The 22,999-nt window shown below is 66.1% G+C and carries 23 protein-coding genes; 19 read left to right on the top strand and 4 right to left on the bottom strand.

Features of this window, described 5'->3' with window-relative positions:
* The first annotated feature begins 4 nt into the window (after positions 1 to 4).
* The 4 genes from ppc (at position 5) to QEP15_RS23595 (ending at position 7,129) form a co-directional block, all read left to right on the top strand.
* Positions 5 to 2,854: a phosphoenolpyruvate carboxylase gene (ppc, locus tag QEP15_RS23580; RefSeq protein ID WP_280148171.1), complete on the top strand. Its 2,850-nt coding sequence runs from the start codon at positions 5 to 7 to the stop codon at positions 2,852 to 2,854.
* A 957-nt stretch (positions 2,855 to 3,811) separates the two neighbouring features.
* Positions 3,812 to 4,747 carry a 3-hydroxyacyl-CoA dehydrogenase family protein gene (locus QEP15_RS23585; protein ID WP_142052620.1) on the top strand — a complete coding sequence of 312 codons (936 nt, stop codon included), beginning with the start codon at positions 3,812 to 3,814 and terminating at the stop codon, positions 4,745 to 4,747.
* A 169-nt stretch (positions 4,748 to 4,916) separates the two neighbouring features.
* Complete coding sequence (locus QEP15_RS23590; protein WP_280148172.1) at positions 4,917 to 6,257, top strand: short-chain fatty acid transporter; 1,341 nt, start codon at positions 4,917 to 4,919, stop codon at positions 6,255 to 6,257.
* A gap of 143 nt (positions 6,258 to 6,400) precedes the next feature.
* Positions 6,401 to 7,129, top strand: a complete 729-nt coding sequence (locus QEP15_RS23595; RefSeq protein ID WP_152382811.1) for an SDR family NAD(P)-dependent oxidoreductase — start codon at positions 6,401 to 6,403, stop codon at positions 7,127 to 7,129.
* Between the two features lie 50 nt (positions 7,130 to 7,179).
* Here the strand turns inward: QEP15_RS23595 and QEP15_RS23600 are convergent, their stop codons facing one another.
* On the bottom strand, positions 7,180 to 7,962 hold the full coding sequence (locus tag QEP15_RS23600) for an IclR family transcriptional regulator (protein ID WP_142052616.1): 783 nt from the start codon (positions 7,960 to 7,962) through the stop codon (positions 7,180 to 7,182).
* Between the two features lie 195 nt (positions 7,963 to 8,157).
* Between QEP15_RS23600 and QEP15_RS23605 the strand changes: the two genes are divergently transcribed.
* The 6 genes from QEP15_RS23605 to QEP15_RS23630 are packed head-to-tail and all read left to right on the top strand — an operon-like array spanning position 8,158 to position 12,016.
* Positions 8,158 to 8,847, top strand: coding sequence for a 3-oxoacid CoA-transferase subunit A (locus tag QEP15_RS23605; RefSeq protein ID WP_056319823.1), 690 nt, complete (start codon positions 8,158 to 8,160; stop codon positions 8,845 to 8,847).
* On the top strand, positions 8,844 to 9,488 hold the full coding sequence (locus QEP15_RS23610; RefSeq protein ID WP_056319825.1) for a 3-oxoacid CoA-transferase subunit B: 645 nt from the start codon (positions 8,844 to 8,846) through the stop codon (positions 9,486 to 9,488). Before QEP15_RS23605 ends, QEP15_RS23610 begins: the two co-directional genes overlap by 4 nt.
* Before the next feature lie 60 nt (positions 9,489 to 9,548).
* Entirely contained in the window at positions 9,549 to 9,824 is a 276-nt protein-coding gene (gene catC, locus QEP15_RS23615; RefSeq protein WP_056319828.1) for a muconolactone Delta-isomerase, read from the top strand.
* A 12-nt stretch (positions 9,825 to 9,836) separates the two neighbouring features.
* On the top strand, positions 9,837 to 10,133 hold the full coding sequence (locus QEP15_RS23620) for a YciI family protein (RefSeq protein WP_226847370.1): 297 nt from the start codon (positions 9,837 to 9,839) through the stop codon (positions 10,131 to 10,133).
* A 57-nt stretch (positions 10,134 to 10,190) separates the two neighbouring features.
* Positions 10,191 to 10,970 carry a 3-oxoadipate enol-lactonase gene (gene pcaD / locus QEP15_RS23625; protein WP_062839029.1) on the top strand — a complete coding sequence of 260 codons (780 nt, stop codon included), beginning with the start codon at positions 10,191 to 10,193 and terminating at the stop codon, positions 10,968 to 10,970.
* A gap of 5 nt (positions 10,971 to 10,975) precedes the next feature.
* On the top strand, positions 10,976 to 12,016 hold the full coding sequence (locus tag QEP15_RS23630; protein WP_193725334.1) for a cyclase family protein: 1,041 nt from the start codon (positions 10,976 to 10,978) through the stop codon (positions 12,014 to 12,016).
* A 72-nt stretch (positions 12,017 to 12,088) separates the two neighbouring features.
* Here the strand turns inward: QEP15_RS23630 and QEP15_RS23635 are convergent, their stop codons facing one another.
* Complete coding sequence (locus QEP15_RS23635; protein ID WP_056319837.1) at positions 12,089 to 12,415, bottom strand: PsiF family protein; 327 nt, start codon at positions 12,413 to 12,415, stop codon at positions 12,089 to 12,091.
* A 217-nt stretch (positions 12,416 to 12,632) separates the two neighbouring features.
* Between QEP15_RS23635 and QEP15_RS23640 the strand changes: the two genes are divergently transcribed.
* The 3 genes from QEP15_RS23640 (at position 12,633) to QEP15_RS23650 (ending at position 14,625) form a co-directional block, all read left to right on the top strand.
* Positions 12,633 to 12,977 carry an FxLYD domain-containing protein gene (locus tag QEP15_RS23640; protein WP_280148173.1) on the top strand — a complete coding sequence of 115 codons (345 nt, stop codon included), beginning with the start codon at positions 12,633 to 12,635 and terminating at the stop codon, positions 12,975 to 12,977.
* Between the two features lie 187 nt (positions 12,978 to 13,164).
* On the top strand, positions 13,165 to 13,815 hold the full coding sequence (locus tag QEP15_RS23645; protein WP_152382816.1) for a carbonic anhydrase: 651 nt from the start codon (positions 13,165 to 13,167) through the stop codon (positions 13,813 to 13,815).
* Positions 13,816 to 14,025: 210 nt separating this feature from the next.
* Positions 14,026 to 14,625 (top strand): glutathione S-transferase, encoded by a 600-nt coding sequence (locus QEP15_RS23650; RefSeq protein ID WP_056319865.1) that lies wholly within the window; start codon positions 14,026 to 14,028, stop codon positions 14,623 to 14,625.
* Positions 14,626 to 14,664: 39 nt separating this feature from the next.
* On the opposite strand, the gene QEP15_RS23655 is transcribed toward QEP15_RS23650, so the two are convergent.
* Positions 14,665 to 15,573, bottom strand: a complete 909-nt coding sequence (locus tag QEP15_RS23655; protein WP_280148946.1) for an AraC family transcriptional regulator — start codon at positions 15,571 to 15,573, stop codon at positions 14,665 to 14,667.
* A gap of 151 nt (positions 15,574 to 15,724) precedes the next feature.
* Between QEP15_RS23655 and QEP15_RS23660 the strand changes: the two genes are divergently transcribed.
* Entirely contained in the window at positions 15,725 to 16,558 is an 834-nt protein-coding gene (locus QEP15_RS23660; RefSeq protein ID WP_280148174.1) for an oxidoreductase, read from the top strand.
* Positions 16,559 to 16,645: 87 nt separating this feature from the next.
* Positions 16,646 to 17,227: a hypothetical protein gene (locus QEP15_RS23665; RefSeq protein WP_280148175.1), complete on the top strand. Its 582-nt coding sequence runs from the start codon at positions 16,646 to 16,648 to the stop codon at positions 17,225 to 17,227.
* Positions 17,228 to 17,409: 182 nt separating this feature from the next.
* Here QEP15_RS23665 and QEP15_RS23670 read toward each other — a convergent pair whose 3' ends face one another.
* Entirely contained in the window at positions 17,410 to 18,744 is a 1,335-nt protein-coding gene (locus QEP15_RS23670) for a DUF3100 domain-containing protein (protein ID WP_280148176.1), read from the bottom strand.
* 231 nt (positions 18,745 to 18,975) lie between these two features.
* On the opposite strand from QEP15_RS23670, the gene QEP15_RS23675 reads away from it, so the two are divergent.
* The 4 genes from QEP15_RS23675 (at position 18,976) to QEP15_RS23690 (ending at position 22,976) form a co-directional block, all read left to right on the top strand.
* A complete protein-coding gene (locus tag QEP15_RS23675; RefSeq protein ID WP_063955910.1) occupies positions 18,976 to 19,911 on the top strand; it encodes a LysR family transcriptional regulator in 936 nt (311 codons plus the stop codon).
* A 73-nt stretch (positions 19,912 to 19,984) separates the two neighbouring features.
* Positions 19,985 to 20,176, top strand: coding sequence for a DUF2970 domain-containing protein (locus QEP15_RS23680; protein ID WP_280148177.1), 192 nt, complete (start codon positions 19,985 to 19,987; stop codon positions 20,174 to 20,176).
* A gap of 519 nt (positions 20,177 to 20,695) precedes the next feature.
* The gene (locus QEP15_RS23685; RefSeq protein WP_280148178.1) at positions 20,696 to 22,438 is read left to right on the top strand and encodes a nitrite/sulfite reductase; all 1,743 of its coding nucleotides are present in this window, start codon (positions 20,696 to 20,698) and stop codon (positions 22,436 to 22,438) included.
* Positions 22,431 to 22,976: a DUF934 domain-containing protein gene (locus QEP15_RS23690; protein WP_280148179.1), complete on the top strand. Its 546-nt coding sequence runs from the start codon at positions 22,431 to 22,433 to the stop codon at positions 22,974 to 22,976. The genes QEP15_RS23685 and QEP15_RS23690 overlap by 8 nt, the downstream gene beginning before the upstream one ends.
* Positions 22,977 to 22,999: the final 23 nt, after the last annotated feature.

Consider the following 22,999-nt stretch of genomic DNA (forward strand, 5'->3'; position numbering starts at 1 on the left):
CACGATGAATGCCAAGCGCACGCAGTCAGATTCCGCAGAACCCTTGCGTCACGATATCCGGCTGTTAGGCCGACTGTTAGGAGAAGTCATCGAAGAATGCGAAGGCAAGCGCGTCTTCGACACCATCGAAACCTTACGCCGCACCGCCGTCAAATTCCGCCGCGAAGGCGACGACGCCGACAGCAAACTGCTCGAACAACGCGTCAAGCGCCTGCAAGGCAGCGACCCCAACTCCGTCGCACGCGCCTTCAGCTACTTTCTGCACCTGGCCAACATCGCCGAAGACCGCGACCAGAACCGCCGCCAGCGCGCCCGCGCCCTCACCGACGGCACGCCCGCGCGTGGCAGCCTGCGCGAAGCCATCCAGGTGCTTGGCGGCCAGGGCGTCGGCGTGGCGCGCATCCGCCGACTGCTGGCCGAAGCCTGCGTCATGCCCGTCCTCACCGCGCACCCCACTGAAGTGCAGCGCAAAAGCACGCTCGACGTCCACCGCGAAATCGCCAGCGCGCTCGCGCAGCGCGACGCCCAGCTCACGCCCGACGAACTGGCCGAACTCGACACCGCATTGCTCGGCCGCGTCGCCACCCTGTGGCAGACCCGCATGCTGCGCTACACGCGCCTGACCGTCGCCGACGAAATCGAAAACGCGCTCTCGTACTATCGCAGCACCTTTTTGCAGGTCATCCCGCGCCTGTACGGCGACCTCTCCAAACTGCTCAACCGCGAGTCCGCCAAACCCTTCGCCGCCCCGCCCCCGCCGCTTGAACCCTTCCTGCGCATGGGCAGCTGGATCGGCGGCGACCGCGACGGCAATCCCAACGTCGACGCCGCCACGCTCGAACGCGCCCTGCTGCGCCAGGCCACCGTCCTCTTTGAACACTACCTGCAGGAAGTCCACGCGCTGGGCGCTGAACTGTCCATCACCACCCTGCTCATCGCCGCAGACCCCGAACTGCTCGCGCTCGCCGAGCGCAGCGGCGACGACTCCCCGCACCGCCGCGACGAACCCTACCGGCGCGCCCTCGTCGGCGTCTACGCCCGGCTGGCCGCCACCGCGCTGCGCCTGACCGGCCAGAACCTTGCCCGCCGCAGCACTGTCGCCGCCCCCGCCTACGACGCCCCCCAGGAATTCGCCGCCGACCTCGCCGTCATCGCCGCATCCCTCGCCGCGCACCACGGCGCCCCCCTCGCCAAGCTGCGCCTCTCCGGCCTGCAGCAGGCCCTCGAAGTCTTCGGCTTTCACCTGGCCACCGTCGACCTGCGCCAAAGCTCCGACGTCCACGAAGGCGCGCTTGCCGAACTCTTCTCGCGCGCCGGCGTCACGCACAACGGCAAGCCTCTCGACTACCTGGCCCTGACCGAAGACGAACGCGTCGAACTCCTGCGCGCCGAACTCGCCCAGGCGCGCCCGCTCGCGTCGCCCTGGATCGCCTACTCCGAAGACACCACCCGCGAGCTCGCCGTCCTGCGCGCCGCCGCCGCCGGCCGCGCGCGCTACGGCAAACAGGCCGTGCGCCAGACCATCGTCTCGCACACCGAAACGCTCAGCGACCTGCTCGAAGTCATGGTCCTGCAAAAAGAGGCCGGCCTCATCGCGCCCGCCGGCCAGGACATCCTTCCCGAAGACGGCCTCATGGTCGTGCCGCTCTTTGAAACCATCCCCGACCTGCAACGCGGCGCCGACATCATGGCCGCCTGGCTCGACCTGCCCGAAATCCGCCAACGCGTGAAGCGCGCGCAAAACGGCGCGCAGGAAGTCATGCTGGGCTACTCCGACAGCAACAAGGACGGCGGCTTCCTGACCTCCAACTGGTCGCTCTACCAAGCCGAACGCGCGCTGGTCGATGTCTTCTCCAGCCGCAACGTCCGCCTGCGCCTCTTTCACGGCCGCGGCGGCTCCGTCGGCCGCGGCGGCGGTTCCAGCTTCGACGCCATCCTTGCCCAGCCTCCCGGCACCGTCGCCGGCCAGATCCGCCTCACCGAGCAAGGCGAAGTCATCCAAAGCAAGTACAAGGACGCCGAAGTCGGCCGCTGGCACCTTGAACTCCTCGTCGCCGCCACCCTCGAATCCAGCCTCGCCCCGCGCGCCGAAGCCACCAGCGCCGAAGATGCCCACATGGCCCACCACGGCCCCGCCATGTCCTTCATGTCCGACACCGCGCAACGCACCTACCGCGGCCTCGTCTACGACACCCCCGGCTTCGCCGAATACTTCTTCGCCGCCACGCCCATCAGCGAAATCGCCGGCCTGAACATCGGCTCGCGTCCCGCCTCCCGCAAAAAGGGCCAACGCATCGAAGACCTGCGCGCCATCCCCTGGGGCTTCTCCTGGGCCCAATGCCGCCTCATGCTCACCGGCTGGTACGGCATGGGTTCGGCCATCGAGGCCTACCTCGAAACCGGCGCCCCCGACGCCCCCCGCTCCCGCCGCGGCCGCCTCGCCCAACTACGCGAAATGGCCCGCGACTGGCCCGCCTTCCGCACCCTGCTCTCCAACATGGAAATGGTGCTGGCCAAATCCGACCTCGCCATCGCCGCCCGCTACGCCCAACTCGTCCCCCAGCGCGCCCTGCGCGAACGCATCTTCGGCGCCATCAGCGCCGAACACGGCCGCACGCTCGCCATGCTCAAACTGCTGACCCAACGCGAACTGCTCGCCGACAACCCCACGCTGCAAATCCTGCTGCGCGAACGCTTCGCGTATATCGACCCGCTGAACTATCTGCAGATCGACCTCATCCGCCGCCACCGCGCGGCGCAGAAAAAGCCCGCCGCAGAGGTCGACAAGCGCGTGCAGCGCGCGATCCATCTGACGATCAACGGAATCGCGGCGGGACTGCGGAATTCGGGGTAGAAACGCTGGCGGGAACCGGAACCGCGGATGTCGATGGCGCCACCAGGATTGCCGCTTGCGGCCGGTGTCAGACACCCGGCAACACGATCCGCAGATTCAAACGACAGTGCTTAAGGGTGTCAGACACCTAAGAGCATCTGCATCTAGACCGCCATCAGATACCAAGAAGTCCGCGCGACCGCGAAGCGTCATCACGCCAACGCAAGACATCGCGTAAGCCCCGCCAGGCCGCCCGCGCGGCCGCCGCGGGGCGGGCACCGCAAGACGCTTCAAACCCGCACGACCGCAAGCAAGAATCTCAAGAACCCCCCCTCCCCAGAGCCCGCCAAGCTGAATCCACCCGAGCCCGGCGTGGCGGCGGCCTGGGGTGCGCGGGGCGTGTAGATGCGCCCGAGGGAATCGGAAGGCAGTCGCCGGAGGCGACAACGACGATGACGACGGGGCAGTCCGGAGCGAAGGCTCCGGACCGCAATCGTAGCCCCGCGCGCCCCAGGCCGACGACGCGCCGGGCGCCAAAAGAACACTGCCTCAGTCTCCTTGAAAACCATCAAAGGCCTGCACACAAAAATCCGGGCACTCCCTCATAGGCCTGCACACAACAATCCAAACACTCCCCCATCCGCAAAGACAGCAGCCAGCGGACACGACCAGCACACGTCACAACTTCACAAGCCATCACCTAGCCAGACAATCCTCCGCCCACATACCCCAGCCCGATGTCCAAGCACGCACCACCGTCCACCCACCGAACACCCCCCATCCCCCATTTGTCCACCCCCAGCAACTTTTAGTACTATCCCCCACAGAAATTCTATACACGCACAAATGTTCGTATATAGAACACAAAGATTTTTCTGGCCAGCCGCGCACAGAAAGGCACCCTCGGACGAGACAGCGTTCCTCCTGGTCCCCGCGTGCCCGCGTGCAAGCAGCAGCCGCAAGCACCAAGCGAGCCATATGGACACTCCCCTCAGAAATCTCGCCGTCATCGGCGCAGGCGCCATGGGCAGCGGCATTGCCGCGCTGTTCGCCTCGAAGGGACTCAATGTCGTTTTGATCGATCCGGTCGACGGCGCCCTGGACCGAGCCCTCAAGACCATCGAACGGCAGTTGAACGTCTACGCGCCCGGCGAAGTCCAGCAGGTCATCCAGCGCATCCGCATGGAGCAAGGCCTCGAAGCTGCCGCCGCCAGCGACCTCGTCATCGAGGCCGTCCCGGAGAACCTGGATCTCAAGCGCGGCATCTTCGCCAAGCTCGACACCCTGTGCCCCGCGCACACGATCTTCGCCACCAACACCTCCGGCCTGTCCATCAACGCTATCGCCAGCGCCGTCCAGCGCCGCGACCGCTTCGTGGGCGCCCACTTCTTCACCCCCGCCGACGTCATCCCCCTCGTCGAGGTCGTCCGTAACGACGACACCTCCGAGGACACCGTTGCCAAAGTCATGGCCACCCTGCGCTTCGGCGGCAAACGCCCCGTGCTCGTGCGCCAGGACATCCCCGGCTTCATCGCCAACCGCATCCAGCATGCGCTTGCGCGCGAGGCCATCTCCCTGCTGGAAAAGGGCGTTGCCAGCGCCGAAGACATCGACGAAGTCGTCAAGTGGAGCCTCGGCATTCGCCTCGCCCTGTCCGGCCCCCTGGAACAGCGCGACATGAACGGCATCGACGTTCATTACGCCATCGCCAGCTACCTCTACAAAGACCTCGAGAACCGCACCGAACCGTCCGATCTGCTCAAAAGCAAAGTCGACAGCGGCCACCTCGGCGCCAAGAGCGGCCAGGGCTTTTACACCTGGAGCCCCGAACGCCGCGAACGCGTCCTGCGCGAGAAAAGCGCCGCCCTTGGCGAACTGGCCGCCTGGCTGAACGGCAAGGCCGGCGGCTCCTGAGCCGTTCTCAAACATCCACAAAAAGCGCGGCGGCCAAGACCGACCGCGCCATCGGGCCACGAGCCCACCCACACAAAGAAAAGCAATCGTCCCGCGCGCCCGCATCGTCACCCGATGACGCGCGCCGCCGGACATCAGAGAACCGCCTTACGGAGTTGTTGGAGGCACCATGAATAAATTGGCTTCATTTTTTACCGAGCTGATGCGCAAGTATCTGCCCGATCCCTTTGTCTTTGCGATCGCGCTCACCTTGCTCACCGTGCTGCTGGCCATGGGCATCGAAGGCCAGAGCATCGGCGACGTCACCCGCGCCTGGGGCAAAGGCTTCTGGAGCCTCCTGGCCTTCACCACCCAGATGGCCGTCATCCTGGCCATGGGTTACGTGCTGGCCACCGCGCCGCTGACCGACCGAATGCTCAACCGCATCGTCAGCCACGTCCACAAGCCGCACACCGCCATCATCGTCGCCACCCTCGTCGGCGGCATCGGCAGCTACCTGAACTGGGGCTTTGGCCTGGTCATCGGCGGCATCGTCGCCAAGAAGCTGGCCCTGAAGGTCAAGGGCGTGCACTACCCCCTGATCATCGCCGCCGCCTACAGCGGCTTCACCATGTACGGTCTTGGCCTGTCGGCCAGCATCCCCGTGCTCGTCGCCACGCCCGGCCACCCCACCGCCGCGCAGATGGGCACCATCCCCCTGTCCCAAACCATCTTCTCCGTGCCCATGCTGATCACCAGCCTGATCATCATCATCACCCTGCCGCTGCTCAACGCCTGGCTGCACCCCAAGAAGGGTGAAGCCATCGTCGAAGTCGATCCCAACATCGACCGCGACGCCAACGCGTCCAGCGCCGCCGAAGACATGCTCGAAAAGGGCACCCTCGCCTCCAAGCTCAACAACAGCCGCCTGCTCAGCCTGCTGATCGGCGCGCTCGGCGTGGCCTACGTCGTCTTTCACTTCATGGACGGCGGTTCGCTGGACCTGAACCTCATCAACTTCATCATCCTGTTCCTGGGCATCATCCTGCTCGGCACCCCCGCCGCCTACGTCGCCAAGCTGACCGAAGGCATCAAGACCATCTCCGGGATCATCCTGCAGTACCCGTTCTACGCCGGCATCATGGCCATCATGGCCGCCTCGGGTCTGGTCACCTCGATCTCCAAGGTCTTTGTCGACGTCGCCACGCCTGAAACGCTGCCGTTCTGGGGCCTGATCAGCTCGTTCGTCATCAACTTCTTTGCGCCGTCCGCCGGCGGCCACTGGGTCATCCAGGGTCCGTTCATGATCGACGCCGCCAAGGAAATCGGCAGCGCGCTCAACCAGACCACCATGGCCGTCATGCTGGGCAACGCCTGGAACGACCTCGTGCAACCCTTCTGGATCCTGCCCGCGCTCGCCCTGTCCAAGCTGAAGCTGCGCGACGTGATGGGCTATACCGTCATCATGATGCTGTGGGTCGGCGTGATCCACATCACCGCAGTATTGGCATGGGGCTATCTGACGCATTGATCGGTCCCCCCCTACGCGCTCACGCGCGCCCCCAGGGGCGACACCTGCAGACCGGCGGAGCCGGATCTGGCGGTGTCCCCGATCTGGGGCGGGACTAGGGCTATTGTCAGAGCCGTGTTTTTTTGAACCGAACGGGAATTGATATGACCAAACCCACCGCGTATCTCGTCACCGGCGGCAGCGCCGGGATCGGCGCCGCCATCGTCCGCATGCTGCTCGATGCCGGCCACAAGGTCGTCAACATCGACTACAAGCTGCCCGAGAATCCGCCGGCGGGTCTGGTCTCGTATCAGGCCGATCTGACCGATGAAGCGCGCACGCAGGAAGTCGCCCGCGAAGTCACCAGCGCGTTCAACATTGTCGGCCTCGTGAACAACGCCGGCGCCACGCGGCCCGGCACCGCCGACACCGCCACGCTGGCCGACCTGGACTACGTCGTTAATCTGCACCTGCGCACCGCGCTCATCCTGGTGCAGGCCACGCTGCCCGCCATGCGCGAAGCCGGCTTCGGCCGCATCGTCAACATGTCCTCGCGCGCGGCGCTGGGCAAGCCGGATCGCGTCGTCTATTCGGCCACGAAGGCCGGACTGGTGGGCATGACCCGCACGCTGGCCATGGAACTGGGCGGCGACGGCATCACCGTCAACGCCATCGGCCCCGGCCCCATCGCCACCGACCTTTTCACCAAGAGCAATCCCGCCGGCGCGCCGCAGACCGAGCGCATCATCAACAGCATCGTCGTCAAGCGCCTGGGCACCCCCGAAGACGTCGCGCGCGCCGCGATGTTCTTTTTGTCGCCCGACAACGGATTTGTCACCGGCCAGATGCTGTATGTCTGCGGCGGTACGACGCTTGGCGTCGCACCCATCTGAACGCGGCCGCCATGTCCCTGCCGACCGACCTCGCCATCCGCCCGCGCCGCCTAGCGGCGCAGCAGCGCGTGGTTGATCTGGTCGGCGGCGCGGCGCAGCGGTGGCAGAAAGGCCTCCAGCATAGCCTCGCGCGAAAACCGGTTGGCATGGCCGCTGACGTTCATCGCGGCGATCACGCGGCCGCTGCGGTCGATGATGGGCACCGCCACCGACTGCAGGCCGGGCTCCAGTTCCTGCGCCACGCACGCGTAGCCATCGGCGCGCACGCCGGCCAGCACGCGCTTGATCTCATCGATGTCGGTAACGGTGTCCGCCGTATAGCGCTGGATCTGGCTCATCGCCAGCACGCGGTCCAGTTCGGCCGGCGGCAGGCCCGCCAGCAGCACGCGGCCCATCGACGTCACCCAGGCCGGCAAGCGGCTGCCCACGGCCAGGTTGATCGTCATCACCTTATGGGTCGACAGCCGCAGGATGTAGACGATGTCGGCGCCTTCCAGCACCGACACGGAACACGATTCGCGCGTCAGCTCGGCGACTTCTTCCATGTAGGGCAGCGCCAGGTTCCACAGCGGCGTGCCCGACAGGTAGGCGTAACCGAGCTCCAGGATGCGCGGCGTCAGCGAGAACTTGCGGTCGTCGACGGTGACGTAGCCCAGATGTTCCAGCGTCAGCAGAATGCGGCGCGCGCCCGCGCGGGTCAGGCCCGTCACGGCCGCGACTTCGGACAGCGTCATCTGCGAACGGTCGGGGCCGAAGGCCCGGATCACCGACAGGCCGCGCGCGAAGGATTGCACGTAACTGTCGCTGGGTTGCTGGGGATCTTGCTCGGCCATCCGTCTGGTTCCAAGAGTAAAAGGCCCGCCGCCGGCGAGCCCTGCGTTGCCCCTTGCGGGCGACTCCGAACGATGGAGAGTGCGGCGTGCGGGCATGCCTTGACGCCTTCGCAGTCCCCATGAAACGATGTTCTTCAGAAGAACGAAAGTTCGAAAGAAGAACAAATTATGACACGCCACCTATGAGCGAACATCATGATCTCTAAGCTTGTTGCAAGCGCTGCCGCCGCCCTGGCGGACGTCCCCGATGGCGCCACCGTCATGATCGGCGGCTTTGGCACCGCCGGCCAGCCCATGGAACTGATCGACGCCCTGCTTGAACAGGGCGCCAAGGACCTGGTCATCATCAACAACAACGCCGGCAACGGCACCACCGGCCTCGCCGCGCTGCTGGGCGCCAACCGCGTGCGCAAGATCATCTGCTCGTTTCCGCGTCAGGCGGACTCGCAGATCTTCGACGGCCTGTACCGCAGCGGCAAGCTGGAACTGGAACTGGTGCCCCAAGGCAACCTGGCCGAGCGCATCCGCGCCGCCGGCGCCGGCATCGGCGCATTCTTCACGCCCACCGGCTACGGCACGCCGCTGGCCGACGGCAAGGAAACCCGCGAAATCAACGGCCGCCAGTACGTGCTGGAGTACCCGCTGCACGCCGACTACGCGCTCATCAAGGCCGAACGCGGCGACCGCTGGGGCAACCTGGTCTACCGCAAGACCGCCCGCAACTTCGGCCCCATCATGGCCAGCGCCGCGCGCGTCGCCGTGGCCCAAGTGCGCGAAATCGTCGAACTGGGCGAGCTGGACCCCGAAACCGTCGTGACCCCCGGCATCTTTGTCAAGCGCGTCGTGCAGATCGCAGGCCAAGCGGCCGCCAAGGAGCAGCAATGAGCACCAAACTGACCCGCGACCAGATCGCCGCCCGCGTCGCGCAGGACATTCCCGAAGGCGCCTACGTGAACCTGGGCATTGGCCTGCCCACGCTCGTCGCCAACCACCTGCCGGCCGGCCGCGAAGTCATCCTGCATACCGAAAACGGCATGCTGGGCATGGGCCCGGCGCCCGCCAAGGGCGAGGAAGACTACGACCTCATCAACGCCGGCAAGCAGCCCGTCACCGAACTGCCCGGCTGCTCGTTCTTTCATCATGCCGATTCGTTCGCGATGATGCGCGGCGGCCATCTGGACATCTGCGTGCTGGGCGCCTTTCAGGTCTCGCAGCACGGCGACCTGGCCAACTGGCACACCGGCGCGCCCGACGCCATCCCCGCCGTGGGCGGCGCGATGGATCTGGCCATCGGCGCGAAGGACGTTTTCGTGATGATGGAACTGCAGACCCGCGAAGGCCAGAGCAAGCTGGTCGAGACGTGCACCTATCCGCTGACCGGCGTGCGCTGCGTATCGCGCGTGTACACCGATGTCGCGGTGTTCGACATCAACAAGGACGGCGTGACCGTCACCGACATCTTTGGCGACATGACCGCCGATGAGCTGCTGCGCCTGACCGGCCTGCCGCTCAAGTTTGCGAACTGAAGTCCCTTAATTGCCGATACGCCGCCCCGCCAGCCGGGGCGGCATCATGGAGAGTCCATCATGTTGTTCATGGTTCAAATGCAAGTCAATCTGCCCGTCGACATGCCTGCCGACCGCGCCGACAAACTGAAGGCCGACGAAAAGGCCCTGGCGCAGCAGCTTCAGCGCGACGGCAAGTGGAAGAGCCTGTGGCGCGTTGTCGGCCGCTACGCCAACGTCAGCATCTTCGACGTCGAAAGCAACGACGAACTGCATGCGCTGCTGTCGTCCCTGCCGCTCTTCCCGTACATGGATATCGAAGTCACGGCGCTTGCGCGCCATCCCTCGGCGATCTGACAGGAGCCTTGCATGCCCTACATCATCGAAACCTTCGACAAGCCCAACCACCAGGACATGCGCCAGCAGCATCGCGCCAAGCACCTGGAATACCTGGACGCCAACAAGCAGCTTCTGTTGGCGTGCGGCGCCAAACTGCAGGATGACGGCAAGGATGCCGGCGGCGGCCTGTACATCGTCGACGTCGACACGCGCGAAGCCGCGCAGCAGTTCATCGATGCCGACCCCTTCGCACAGGCCGACCTGTTCGAACGCGTGACCATCACCCGCTGGCGCAAAGCCTACGTCGACGGCGTCTGCCACCTGTAATCCCGCGCGGCCGCCGTCAACGACGCCCGGCCGCGGCTTTTCCGGAAGGAATCCCACATGTCTTATGCCGATCTCAGCCAGGCACGGCTGTTCTACGTCATCGATGGCCCCGCCGACGCGCCGGTGCTCGTGCTCTCCAATTCGCTGGGCACCTGCGCCGACATGTGGGCCCGCCAGATCCCCGAACTGACCCGCCACTTCCGCGTGCTGCGTTACGACACCCGCGGCCACGGCAAGTCCTCGGTCCCCGAAGGCGAATACAGCTTCGAGCAGCTGGGCAACGACGTCGCCGAACTGCTGGCGCACCTGGACATCAAGCGCGCACACTTCTGCGGCCTGTCGATGGGCGGCCCGACCGGCCTGTGGCTGGCGCTGGCGCGCCCCGAACTCGTCGGCAAGCTGGTCCTGTGCAACACCGCCGCGCGCATCGGTTCGACGGAAGGCTGGAGCGCCCGCATCGCCGCCGTCGCTGAGCAGACGCTGGAAAAGATGGCCCCCACGCTGGTCGAGCGCTGGCTGACCGACGGCTACCGCGCCGCCGAACCCGGCCTCACGCAGGTCCTGATCGACATGCTGCGCCGCACGCCGGACGCGGGCTACGCGGGCAACTGCGCCGCGCTGCGCGACGCCGACTTCCGCGAACAGGTGTCTTCGATCACCGCGCCCACACTCGTCATCAGCAGCACGCACGACCTGGCCGCCACGCCCGCGCAAGGCCAGGAACTGGCCGCCGCCATTCCCGGCGCGCGCTATGTCGAACTGAACACCTCCCACATCTCGAACTGGGAGCAACCGGAAGCCTTCACCCGCGTGGTCGTCGACTTCCTGACGGAGTGAGCCGCATGCAACGCTGGAAGCACCGGCCCGAAGGCTCCAACTGGGGGGACTTCGGGCCCGACGACCAACTCGGCCGCCTGAACCTCATCACCGAAGAACAGGTTCTGAAGGGCGCGCGCGAGATCCGCGCCGGCAAGACCTTCTGCCTGTCCCTGCCGCTGGACCTGCCGGGCGGCAACGTGCTCAACCCGCGCCGCCATCCGCCGCAGCTAAGCCCGACGAAGCTCAAGGACACGCCGTACCTGAACTTCCCGCTCAAGAACGTGAACCCGGACGCGCTCGATGTGCTGAGCGACGACCAGGTGCTGCTGTCCATGCAGTATTCGACGCAGTGGGACGCGCTGGCGCACGTGGGCGCGCTGTTTGACGCCGATGGCGACGGCACGCCGGAACTGCGCTACTACAACGGCTTTCAGGCCGGCGTGGACGTCGTGGGCCCCGCCGACGGTGATCACACCGGCTGCGGCTGCAACAGCGGTGGCCCGTCCGCCGCGCTGAAGCTGGGCGTCGAGAACCTGGCGCAAAAGGGCATGCAGGGCCGCGGGGTGCTGGTGGACCTGTTCCGCCATTACGGCCCGGGCCGCACGCTGATCGGCCACGCCGAACTCATGCACGTGCTGGACGCGGACGGCATCGCCGTGGAGCCCGGCGACATGCTGGTACTGCGCACCGGCTACGCCGAAGCCGTGGTCGCCATGAACGGCGCCCCGGACCCCGAGGTGCTGCACACCTACGGCGCCGCGCTGGACGGCACCGACGACGCGCTGCTGCAATGGATCACCGACAGCGGCATCGCCGCCATCTGCGCCGACAACTACGCGGTCGAGGCCTACCCCGCCCGCGAAAAGTCCGGCCCGCGTCCCATGCTCCCGCTGCATCACCACTGCCTGTTCAAGTTGGGCCTGCCGCTGGCCGAGCTTTGGTATTTGAAGGACCTGGCGGATTTCCTGCATGCCAACGGCCGCCACCACTTCATGCTGACCGCGCCCCCGCTGCGCCTGCCGCATGCCATTGGGTCGCCGGTCACGCCGATTGCCACGGCGTGACGCGCGTAGCGCCGCTGTCAGCGGGCCAAAGAAAACGCCAGACCTCGTCTGGCGTTTTTGCTTGCCGGGCGGTCAGCCCTTCAGGCAGGTGCTCATGAAAGTCTTGCGGGCCTCACCCGTCAGCTTTTGCTCGCCGGCCTTGGCGTTGCAGTCCTTCATCTTCTGCTGCTGCGGCGTCAGTTGCTTGGCCGGCTCCTCGCCCTTCAGGCAGCTGCTCATGAAGGTCTTGCGGTCGTCGCCTTTCTTGCCCTCGGCGGCCTTGTTGCAGTCCGACATGCGCTGTTGCTGCGGCGTGGGCGTCTTGGCGGTTGTGGGCGCGGCGGGGGTCTGGGCCTGCGCGCCGGCAAAACATGCGGACAACAGGATGGCCGAGGCCAGCTGGGTGGTACGGGAAAGCATGAGTTCCTCCCTTGAGCGCCCCTCGCGCAATGGCACGCGCGACGCGGGCGGCACGGTCCGCCGGCCAAGGCGCCGGCCCGGTCATCATCGGACAAACCCACAGCGATGGCAACTTCCGCCGCAACCTGTTACCCATTCATCCATCTGACCCGTTGTATCCCCGGCCGGAAAGGAGTGAGATAGGCAAAACCCGCGCCGCGAGCCCCAGGAGACGCCCATGAAAAAAATCATCCTCGCCTCGATTGCCGTGCTGGCCAGCGCCTGCGCCACCACCGCCGGCGCGCAAAGCCTTGCCTACGGCGTCACTTTGGGCAACGTCCAGGCCGTGCGCGACAACACCCGCAACGTCTCGACCATCACCGGTTTCCTGGCCAACCAGTCCGAACGCCCCGTCAATAGCGTCCTTCTGACGTACGTCCTGTACGACGCCCAGAACCGCGAGGTCGGCCGGGTCAGCGAAGACATCGTGGACCCTCTCGCCCCCGGCCAGATCAAGGTGGTCAAGGCCATCACGCCGCTTGAATTCGCTCGCGTGACCCCGCTGGACGTAGCGGCCCGCTAAGGCCGCCCAGGGCTTCGACCCGCCGCAAAAAAACCCTTTCAATATCAGGGTTTAGACAGGTGGCTATCAGCCCAATTATGGGAAAATCCCGACTGCCGACTCGATAAAAGGGGCTTCCACACGAAGCCCCTTCGTGCGTATGCCGGCGCGCCAGCAAGCCTGGCCTCGATATTAGGAACTGAAGATCATGTTTCCCAAAAGACTCTCCGAAGGCTACCAATCCTTCCTTGACGGCCGCTTCCAGACGGAAAGCAGCCGCTATCAAAAGCTGGCCGAAATCGGCCAAAGCCCGGAAATCCTGATCATTGGCTGTTGCGACTCGCGCGTATCGCCCGAAGTGATCTTCGACGCAGGCCCCGGTGAAATGTTTGTGGTGCGCAACGTGGCCAACCTCGTACCGCCCTGTGATCCCGACTCGGAATCGTCGTACCACGGCACCAGCGCCGCCATCGAATTCGCGGTCAACGGCCTGAACGTCAAGCACATCGTCGTGCTGGGCCACGCCTCCTGCGGCGGCATCCGGTTCTTCTTCGACGACGCCACGCCGCTCAGCAAGAGCGATTTCATCGGCAAATGGATGTCGCAGATCGAACCCGTCGCCAAGGGCATGTCCCCCGAGACCGGTGATCGCCAGGCCAACCTGAAGCGCCTGGAACTGGCCACCGTCGCGCACAGCCTGAACAACCTGATGACGTTCCCGTCGATCCGCCGCCGCGTCGAAAAGGGCGAACTGGAACTGCACGGTGCCTATTTTGGCGTGGCCACCGGCGTCCTGTTCCTGCGCGATCCGGAATCCGGCGAGTTCAAGCCCTGCCTGGAAACGGGCGTTACGGAATAAAGCCGTGAGCGCCGGTCCGCAAAGGTTCCGGCGTCGTCAGCACGCGGGGCGCGGCTCGTCCGACGCGCCTCTCCGCCTTTCCGCCGCCGGCCGCTTCCCCTTGCCGCTGGCGATTCCCCGCTTCATGCCTTCCCGATTGTCATCCGCAAGCAGGCTGGACAGCGTTAGCACGCTGCGCAACACTGACGCCTCTCACCGACAGGGAACCCCATGAAAATCTTCTTCTCGCCCGCTTCGCCCTTCGTACGCAAGTGCATGGTCATCGCCCACGAACTCGGGCTGGCCGACCGGATTGAAAAGCTGCCCAGCGCCGCCGGTCCGGTCGCCCGCGACCAGACCATCATCCCGAGCAATCCGCTGGGCCAGGTGCCCACCTTCATCACCGATGAAGGCCAGGCGCTGTTCGACAGCCGCGTTGTCTGCGAGTACCTGAACGACCTGGGCGGCGGATCGTTCTTTCCTGCCGGCAAGGCCCGCTGGCCCGTGCTGACCGAACAGGCTATGGCCGACGGCATGCTGGGCGCGGCGCTGCTGGCGCGCTACGAGACCGTGCTGCGTCCCGAGGCCTTGCGCTGGGATGGCTGGGTCGAGGGCCAGTTGGGCAAGGTGCGCGACGGCCTTGCGCTCATCGAGAAGAACGCCGCGGGCCTCGCAGGCCGCCTGGACATCGGCACCGTCACCATCGGCTGCGCGCTGGGTTACCTGGACTTCCGCTTCCCTGACCTGGACTGGCGCGCCTCGCACCCGGCCACGGCTGCCTGGTACGAGGATTTCAGCCAGCGCCCCTCGATGCAGGCCACCAAGCCCTGATCTGGCCGCCGGCGGTTTGCGCCGGTAAGTGCGACGGCATCAATGCGACGACACGAACGCGGCTTGCGCGAAGGCTGGCATGGCGAAGCCTTCACGCATGCGCCGCGCCTCTGCCGCTGGCGTCAGGCCAAATAGGCGCTTGAACTCGCGGCTGAACTGGGACGGGCTCGTGTAGCCCACCGCCTGGCTCGCCGTCTCGGCCGTCAGGTCCTGCCGCACCATCAAGAGGCGCGCCTGGTGCAGGCGGGTCGATTTCACGTACTGCATCGGGGAAACCTGCGTCACCGCCTTGAAATGGCTGTGAAAGCTCGGCACGCTCATGCCCGCCTCATTCGCCAGCCTGGTGACATCCAGCGGCTGGGCATACTCCGCATGGATGACACGCAGGGATTTGCCAATACGGCCAAACTGCCCACGCAGCGATAGCGCTTCCCGCATCGAACTGCCCTGCGGGCCGGTCAGCACGCGGAAATAGAGTTCGCGCAGCAGGCCCGCTCCCAGCACTGCGGCTTCCAACGGCTTGGCCATGGCCTCGATGAAGCGCAGCACCGATGCACGCATCGCTTCATCCATCGGGGTCGACATCATGCTTTGCGGCGCCTGCGCAGGCGCCGCGTGCCCGGCGCCGTCGATCTGCGACGCCAACTCCGCCGCCAACACAAAATCCAGGTGCAGGTACAGCGCCAGCAGCGGCCGCTCGGGCGTGGCTTCAGTCTCCATGCTGAAAGGAACTGGGACGGAGACGGCCAGGTAGTGCTGCTCGTCATACAGGTAAAGCCGATCGCCGAAATATCCGCGCTTACGGCCCTGGCACACGATCACGATCCCGGGGTCATACAGCACGGGCGTGCGCGCCAGCGCGCGGTTGGCGCGCAGCACGCGCACGCTGGGCAACGCCGTCAGGTTGTAGCCCTCATGGGGCGCCAAGCCGCGCAGCAGCTCGGCCATGCGGCTCTCGGCAAGAGCGCGGCCTGCCGCGCCGTCCACGGTCGGGGAAATCGCGTTCATAGTTTTATGCAATATAAGTAGCGGAATACGGCTTATCCGCGCGTTTTTGCGAGACTACCATGCATTCTCCACTGACTTTGGAGCCGACTCCATGACCTCCCCCAAAACCCTGCTCATCACCGGCGTCAGCAGCGGCTTCGGCCGCGCATTGGCCGAGGAGGCCCTGGCCGCCGGCCATCGCGTGGTTGGAACCGTGCGCAGCGACCCCGCGCGGATCGCCTTCGAGGCCTTGTCCCCAGGCGCGGCCATCGGGCGCGTCCTGGACGTCACCGACTTCGACGCCATCGACGGCGTCGTGGCCGATATCGAAGCCAGCGCCGGGGCCATCGATGTGCTGGTCAACAACGCGGGCTACGGTCACGAAGGCGTGATGGAAGAGTCGCCGCTGTCGGAAATGCGCCGCCAGTTCGACGTGAACGTCTTTGGCGCGGTCGCAATGATGAAAGCGGTCCTGCCCTTCATGCGCCAGCGCCGGCGCGGCCACATCCTGAACATCACGTCCATGGGCGGCCACATCACCATGCCGGGGATCGCGTACTACTGCGGCAGCAAGTTCGCGCTGGAGGGGATTTCCGAAGCCCTGGGCAAGGAAGTGCAGCCGCTGGGCATCGCCGTGACCGCCGTGGCGCCCGGATCGTTCCGCACTGACTGGGCGGGCCGATCCATGACACGTACCCCACGCGCCATTGCGGACTACGACGCCATCTTCGATCCCATCCGCAAGGCGCGCGAAGAGAAAAGCGGCCGACAGCTGGGGGACCCGCGCAAGGCGGCGCGCGCCATGCTGGCGGCCATCGCCGCCGATCATCCGCCCGCGCACCTGCTGCTGGGCAGCGATGCGCTCGGGTTGGTCAGGGGCAAGCTGGCCGCCTTGCAGGAGGAATTGGCGGCGTGGGAGACGGTTACGAAATCCACAGATGGATAAACCCCTGCGCAGAAGGCTTTGCTACAGTGAACGTGCATCTCCCCTGACAGACCAACCCAAAGGTCAATCACGACAAGGAGCGCCCGCATGGCCATTTCTGCGATCTCCGCCATCCCCCACGTCGCCGCGCCTTTTCCGGCGCGCGTATCGATGCTGGATGAGAACCGCCCCGCCTGGGAAGCCGAACGCGCCGCGCAGAACTTCGCGGCCCGCCAGGCGCAGCGCACCGCCCAGGCCCAGGCCGCCCGCGAAGCCCAGCGCCTGGAACGCGCCCAGGCCGACAAATTGGCCAGGGCCGAGCAAAACGCCCCGCGCGTCAGAGAAAACGCTGACCCCGCGGCCGCGCCCCTTGCTCTTGCCGCCCCCGCCCTCAACATCGATGAATTGCGCGACCTGTACGCGGACGCCCGCATGCGGCGCGCGGTCGAAGACTTTGCCGCGCGGCCCGACCCGGTGGCCCAACGCGCCCAGGCCGCGAACGACTGGGGCACCATCGAAGGCCTGGCGCCGCTGCAACCTTATCGTGTCGCCATGGGCAATCCGCAAGTCGAATTGCAGGCCGCGGCTGTCATGAAGGCAGCCAGTGCTGTCGTTCCGGCGGTGGCCAACATCGGCCCCACCGAGAACGTGACCGACAACGCGCGCTACCGGCCCGGCGCCGCGCCCTGATTCCCGCGCTGACCCAGGTGTCAGGCAGCCGAAGGATCCTTGCGCTGACCCAGGTGTCAGACACCCAAATGAGACACCCGTCAATTGGCGACGGCGTCTCGACGGGTGTCTGACACCGCCCCCAAGCCGGTCCATGAAAAAAGCCGCCTGAAAAGGCGGCTTTCTCGTGGCGCGAAGACCGATCAGTGGAAGAATTCCGCGATCATCGTGGCGCCCATGAAGGTGCCGGCGTTGGCGGCCAGCGACACCACCACGATCTTCCAGCCCAGCTTGCGGAAGGCGGGCAGGTCTTTCAGGATCGACAGGCCGGCCATGGCCAGGATGACCGTCGTGAACGGCAGGAAGTTGACCTTGCCGACCATTGCGATGATCTGGTCCGAGTACGGCAGCACGCCGGGGCAACCGGCCGTCATGGCGATCAGCGACAGCACGAACACCGCCGGCAGCTTGGGCACGACGCGCAGGATGAGGTCAGTGATGACGACCAGCAGCACGATGATGCCCATGCCGGGCAGCGCGTCCGCGAACGGCACGTTGTAGCCCAGGCGGTTGCCCACCAACGCAAACAGGCCACAGATGATGTAGGCGGTCAGGCGGTCGCCAAAGCCCATCTTCGCGCCGTGCGCGGGCACGTCTTCCGACACGCTGTCGTCGACCACGGCCTCGTTCTTGCCGCGCGAGAAGCGGCCCAGCACGGGCTCCAGCTTGCCGTACAGGAAGATCGTCGTGGGCAGCGAGATGAAGAGGGTGAAGTACACGCCCACCACGGTGGTCAGCAGGTTGGCCGCGGCGGCCAGGGCAGCCACCTGATGCGCCATTTCAGGCGTCTGCTGCGAGGCGATCGCGCCCACGCCGGCGGCCATCATGCTGCCCGAGCCCACGCCTGCGCCCATGGCGAGCGAGCGCGGATCGAAGATGTTCAGGCTGGTGATGAAGCCGGCCATCAGCGCCACGAACAGCGCGCCGATCACGGTGCCGGTGATGTATTCGGCCATGACGCCGCGGCCTTCGGGCGAATTCATGCCGTAGCGCTCGCCGATGATCGCCAGGCTGGGCTCACGGCCCACCGAGAACGTAGCGCCGATCGCTTCGCGCTTGATGCCCAGCAGCAGCGCCAGCGGCAGGCCGATGGCCATGGTGCCGAAGAAGTGGCCGAACTCCTGGAACACCAGCGCCCAGCCGGCCTCGCGCACCTGCGGCAAGGCGCCGCCGACCATCAGGCCCAGCTTGGCCAGGAACGGCAGCAACGCATATTGCAGGTAGCCACTGATGCGGGTCTGCATGGCCTTGTCGATGCCGATGCCGGACGGCAGCCGCTGACCGAAAGCCGCCACGACCGCGCCGATGAAAATGGCCCACAGCATGGGTTGCAGGACGATCTTGCCGGGACCGACCGAGAAGGTCACGCTGCCGATCGCTTCGGAGATGACGACCACCAGCAGGATGGCGGCGAGCATGCGCACGCGCCCCGATAGCGGCATGGAAGGCAAGGCCAGGCTGGCGCTGGCATGAGACATTGTTTTTCCCCTGATGACGAACGGCGCGCAACGGGCGCGCCGGTTCGGACTGCGCAATTTTCGCTCTGCCCGTTGGCGGGCAACCATGACACCCGCCGCCGAGAAACGTTGCGTAAAATGCAACGAATTGCCTTTTCCTGGGAAATTTTTGCACGGAACAGCGTTCGTTAAGGGTAAACCCTTAATTGTGTGCGTGGAAAATCCGCCGCATTCCCGCCCGAAGCCGCCGCCATGGATGAACAACTAGACGCCCGCCGCACGCACTACTTCATGCAGGTCATGAGCCGGGGCTCGGTGCGTGGCGCTGCCGAAGCGCTGGAAATGGATCCGTCCGCCGTCAGCCGCGCCATCGCCGCGCTGGAACGCGACTGCGGCATGGCGCTGTTCGAGCGTCGCGGCCGCGGGCTGGTGCCCACCGATGCCGGCCACATCCTTGCCCGATACGTGAAGCGCCAGCAGGACATCCAGGAAAGCTTCTTTTCCGAGATCGACAGCCTGCGCAAGGCCGAACGCGGCCACATCGACCTGGTGCTGGGCGAGGGCTTCGTCGAACTCATGTTCGACCGCGTCCTGCCGGGTTACTGGCGCAGCCACCCGGAAGTCACGCTGGACATCGACGTGGCCCGCACCTCCGAGATCGTGCAGCGCATCGTCGACGACCGCGCCTACATCGGGCTGGTGTTCCAGCCGCCCAATGACGCGCGGCTGCGCACGCATTACTCGCGGCCCGAACCGATACGCGCCATCGTGCGCCAGGAGCATCCGCTGACGCGGCTGCGCCGCCCCCTGCTCTTGACCGACCTGGCCGACTACCCCGGTGCGTCCATGCAGGAAGGCTTTGGCGTGCGCCAGCACATCCAGGCCGCCGAGATCAGCGAGCAGGTGCGGCTGCACAACGTGCTGACCACCTCGTCCTTCAAGGCGCTGTGGCAATTCGCGGCCGCCGGCATCGGCTATGCGCTTACGCCCCCCATCGCCGTCACCGTAGACATGCAGGCACAGCGTCTGGCCAGCCTGCCGCTGGCCAATCCCATCCTGAACCAGGGCAGCCTGCACGTCCTGAGCCGCGCCGGCCGCCACATTTCGCCCGCCGCGCGCGAACTGCTGGACCACATCGTGCGCGGCATCGGCGCGCATGCCGCCGCGCCAACTGATACGGTCGGTTGAACCGGATCTGCATCTGTCTGCGCCCCCGCCCAACGTCTACAGTGGACGGTCAAGAATCTGCCCGGAGGCGCATATGCTCAGTTTCCTGCGCACGGTCCGCTCCGTGCTATGGGCCTTTTTCGGCGTGCGCCGCGGCCGCGGCTACGACGCCGACATCGCCCACAACAAACCCGCCCCCCTCATCGCCACCGGACTGCTGCTCGCGGCCTGCCTGGTGATCATTCTCGTGTTCGTGGCGCGCTGGGCGGTGAATGCGGCGTTGTAGCTGCGTCGCCGACGCGCACCGGCCGAGCCAGTTGCAACTAGCTATAGGCAACGACGGCGCCGCTGTACGGCATCGGTGCAGATGATTTCCCGCAAAGGCTGAAAACGCATCCTTTGCAAAAATACCCGTCACGCATAAACCATGCCCCTCCGGCAGCCGACCTTTGCAAAGGGCGTAGCGCCCGGCCTCCGCAAAAACAGCCGCCCCGCCGCCCGGCCGCCCGAAGGCGGGGCAGCCCCCTCGGGGGGCAGCTAGCGCGCAAAGCGCGCGCGGCGTGGGGGCATTGACAGCCGCCCCGCCGCCCGGCCGCCCGAAGGCGGGGCAGCCCCCTCGGGGGGCAGCTAGCGCGCGGAGCGCGCGCGGCGTGGGGCCCCTCCCCGGGGCTCTTATTTCTTTATTACCAGAATGACTTAGACGGTCTTTACGGCTGCCTGTTACGGTTATGAATCCCGTTTTTCCGGCGCCGTGCGCCTGCCCCGTTCCGGGGTTCAGACCGAGAAGATTTCAAGGGCAGTAGACATGTACGTGTATGACCCCGTCGATCAACAGCTTGTCGAGCAGCGTGTCGCGCAGTTTGCCGATCAGACGCGCCGCTTTCTCGACGGCCAGCTTACCGAGGACGATTTCCGCGTCCTGCGCCTGCAGAACGGCCTGTATATCCAGCGCCACGCTCCCATGCTGCGCGTCGCGATTCCGTATGGCCTGCTGGCGTCGCGCCAGTTGCGCACCCTGGCGCACATCGCGCGCAAATGGGACCGCGGCTACGGGCATTTCAGCACCCGTCAGAACATCCAGTTCAACTGGCCCAAGCTCGAAGACGTGCCGGACATCCTGGCGGAGCTCGCCACGGTGCAGATGCACGCCATCCAGACCAGCGGCAACTGCATCCGCAACACCACCACGGATCACTTTGCCGGCGTCGCGCCGGACGAGCTCGTCGATCCGCTGATCTGGTGCGAGATCATCCGCCAATGGTCCACGCTGCATCCTGAATTCGCCTTTTTGCCGCGCAAGTTCAAGATCGCGGTCAGCGGTGCCGTGGAAGACCGCGCCGCCGTTGGCGTGCACGACATCGGCCTGCAGGCGGTCGAACGCGACGGCAAGCTGGGTTTCCGCGTGTGGATCGGCGGCGGCCTGGGCCGCACGCCCATCGTCGGCAAGCTGATCAATCCGTTCGTCGAATGGCAGCACCTGCTGACCTATCTGCAAGCCGCGCTGCGCGTGTACAACCTGCATGGCCGCCGCGACAACAAGTACAAGGCGCGCATCAAGATCCTGGTCAAGGACCTGACGCCCGAGGTCTACGCGCAGCAGGTCGATGAAGAATGGCAGCGTATCAAGGGCGGCCCCGACACCATCACGCAGGAATTCGTGGACCGCATCAAGTCGCGCTTCGTCTGGCCGCGGCACGATGCCGCCGCCGCGGCGGACATCGACAACACCGCCGCGCTGGCCGCGGGCGACAAGCGTTTTGCCCGCTGGCTGCGCACCAATGTGCATGCGCACAAGGTTGCGGGCTACGCGGCGGTAACGGTGTCGCTCAAGCCCACCGGCGTGCCGCCGGGCGACATCACCGCGGACCAGATGGACGCCGTGGCCGACCTGGCCGACGACTTCGGTTGTGGCGAACTGCGCGTGTCGCACGAACAGAACCTGATCCTGGCCGACGTGCGCCGCGCGCGCCTGCATGAGCTGTGGCAGAAACTGGAGGCCCTGAATCTCGCGACACCCAATGTCGGCCTGCTGACCAACATCATCGCCTGTCCGGGCGGAGACTTCTGCGCGCTGGCCAATGCCGTCTCCATTCCCGTGGCCGAAGCCATCCAGCGCCAGTTCGACGATCTGGACTACCTGTTCGAAATCGGCGAACTGGACCTGAACATCTCGGGCTGCATCAACTCCTGCGGCCATCATCACGTCGGCCACATCGGCATCCTCGGCGTCGATAAAGCCGGCGAGGAGTGGTATCAGGTCACGGTGGGCGGCCGCCAGAACGGCGCTGCCAAGCCCCTTCCCGACCTTGAATCCACGCACGGCGGCGGCGCGGCCATCGGCCGCATCATCGGCCCGTCGTTTGCGCGCCATCAGGTGCCGGGCGTGGTTGATCGCCTGATCCGCACCTACCTGGGCCTGCGCGACAGCGAGGCCGAGCGCTTCATCGACGTGGTCGACCGCGTCGGCATCGACCCCTTCAAGCAGGACGTGTACGCGGACCCTGCCTTCGCCAAACCCACGCAGCACGCGGAGCCCGCCCATGTCTGAGATCTACGCCCACGACGCGCCCGGCCCGCACCTGATCCGCAACGGCAAGCTGGAGGCCGACACGTCGCGCCCCTTCGTGCCCGAACCCGAAGTGCCGGCCGAGGGCCAGGTGCCCGCCGACGAACCGGGCTGGATCGTGCCGCTGTCCGTCTGGAAGACGTCGCGCGCCACGCTGCGCCGCCACAAGCACCCCGTGGCGGTACTGCTGAAGCCGGATGCCGATCTGACCGATCTGGCGGACGCCGACGGCGTGCTGCATCCCGAAGGCATTGCCTTCATTGCCGTGGACTTCCCGGTCTACACCGATGGCCGGGGCTACTCGCTGGCCCAATTGCTGCGCACGCGCTACCAGTGGCAGGGCGAGCTGCGCGCGGTGGGCGACGTGATGATCGACACCATCCACTACCAGGCGCGCGTGGGTTTTGACAGCTTTCTCGTCAAGCCCGGACACGATCCGCACAAGGCGCTGGCCGCCTTCAAGACGTTCACGGTGCACTACCAGAAGACATACCGCGTCCCCACGCCCGCGGCCGCCTGAACGAACCGCCTGAACGAGACTAC

Origin of the sequence: Achromobacter mucicolens, assembly GCF_029866465.1 — a bacterium.
GTDB lineage: Bacteria > Pseudomonadota > Gammaproteobacteria > Burkholderiales > Burkholderiaceae_B > Achromobacter > Achromobacter mucicolens.

What these genes read in the sequence shown, in the direction of transcription:
- ppc (WP_280148171.1), top strand. Translation starts at nt 5, where the DNA reads ATGAATGCCAAGCGCACGCAGTCAGATTCCGCAGAACCCTTGCGTCAC.
- QEP15_RS23585 (WP_142052620.1), top strand. Translation starts at nt 3,812, where the DNA reads ATGGACACTCCCCTCAGAAATCTCGCCGTCATCGGCGCAGGCGCCATG.
- QEP15_RS23590 (WP_280148172.1), top strand. Translation starts at nt 4,917, where the DNA reads ATGAATAAATTGGCTTCATTTTTTACCGAGCTGATGCGCAAGTATCTG.
- QEP15_RS23595 (WP_152382811.1), top strand. Translation starts at nt 6,401, where the DNA reads ATGACCAAACCCACCGCGTATCTCGTCACCGGCGGCAGCGCCGGGATC.
- QEP15_RS23600 (WP_142052616.1), bottom strand. Translation starts at nt 7,962, where the DNA reads ATGGCCGAGCAAGATCCCCAGCAACCCAGCGACAGTTACGTGCAATCC.
- QEP15_RS23605 (WP_056319823.1), top strand. Translation starts at nt 8,158, where the DNA reads ATGATCTCTAAGCTTGTTGCAAGCGCTGCCGCCGCCCTGGCGGACGTC.
- QEP15_RS23610 (WP_056319825.1), top strand. Translation starts at nt 8,844, where the DNA reads ATGAGCACCAAACTGACCCGCGACCAGATCGCCGCCCGCGTCGCGCAG.
- catC (WP_056319828.1), top strand. Translation starts at nt 9,549, where the DNA reads ATGTTGTTCATGGTTCAAATGCAAGTCAATCTGCCCGTCGACATGCCT.
- QEP15_RS23620 (WP_226847370.1), top strand. Translation starts at nt 9,837, where the DNA reads ATGCCCTACATCATCGAAACCTTCGACAAGCCCAACCACCAGGACATG.
- pcaD (WP_062839029.1), top strand. Translation starts at nt 10,191, where the DNA reads ATGTCTTATGCCGATCTCAGCCAGGCACGGCTGTTCTACGTCATCGAT.
- QEP15_RS23630 (WP_193725334.1), top strand. Translation starts at nt 10,976, where the DNA reads ATGCAACGCTGGAAGCACCGGCCCGAAGGCTCCAACTGGGGGGACTTC.
- QEP15_RS23635 (WP_056319837.1), bottom strand. Translation starts at nt 12,415, where the DNA reads ATGCTTTCCCGTACCACCCAGCTGGCCTCGGCCATCCTGTTGTCCGCA.
- QEP15_RS23640 (WP_280148173.1), top strand. Translation starts at nt 12,633, where the DNA reads ATGAAAAAAATCATCCTCGCCTCGATTGCCGTGCTGGCCAGCGCCTGC.
- QEP15_RS23645 (WP_152382816.1), top strand. Translation starts at nt 13,165, where the DNA reads ATGTTTCCCAAAAGACTCTCCGAAGGCTACCAATCCTTCCTTGACGGC.
- QEP15_RS23650 (WP_056319865.1), top strand. Translation starts at nt 14,026, where the DNA reads ATGAAAATCTTCTTCTCGCCCGCTTCGCCCTTCGTACGCAAGTGCATG.
- QEP15_RS23655 (WP_280148946.1), bottom strand. Translation starts at nt 15,573, where the DNA reads ATGGCCGAGCTGCTGCGCGGCTTGGCGCCCCATGAGGGCTACAACCTG.
- QEP15_RS23660 (WP_280148174.1), top strand. Translation starts at nt 15,725, where the DNA reads ATGACCTCCCCCAAAACCCTGCTCATCACCGGCGTCAGCAGCGGCTTC.
- QEP15_RS23665 (WP_280148175.1), top strand. Translation starts at nt 16,646, where the DNA reads ATGGCCATTTCTGCGATCTCCGCCATCCCCCACGTCGCCGCGCCTTTT.
- QEP15_RS23670 (WP_280148176.1), bottom strand. Translation starts at nt 18,744, where the DNA reads ATGTCTCATGCCAGCGCCAGCCTGGCCTTGCCTTCCATGCCGCTATCG.
- QEP15_RS23675 (WP_063955910.1), top strand. Translation starts at nt 18,976, where the DNA reads ATGGATGAACAACTAGACGCCCGCCGCACGCACTACTTCATGCAGGTC.
- QEP15_RS23680 (WP_280148177.1), top strand. Translation starts at nt 19,985, where the DNA reads ATGCTCAGTTTCCTGCGCACGGTCCGCTCCGTGCTATGGGCCTTTTTC.
- QEP15_RS23685 (WP_280148178.1), top strand. Translation starts at nt 20,696, where the DNA reads ATGTACGTGTATGACCCCGTCGATCAACAGCTTGTCGAGCAGCGTGTC.
- QEP15_RS23690 (WP_280148179.1), top strand. Translation starts at nt 22,431, where the DNA reads ATGTCTGAGATCTACGCCCACGACGCGCCCGGCCCGCACCTGATCCGC.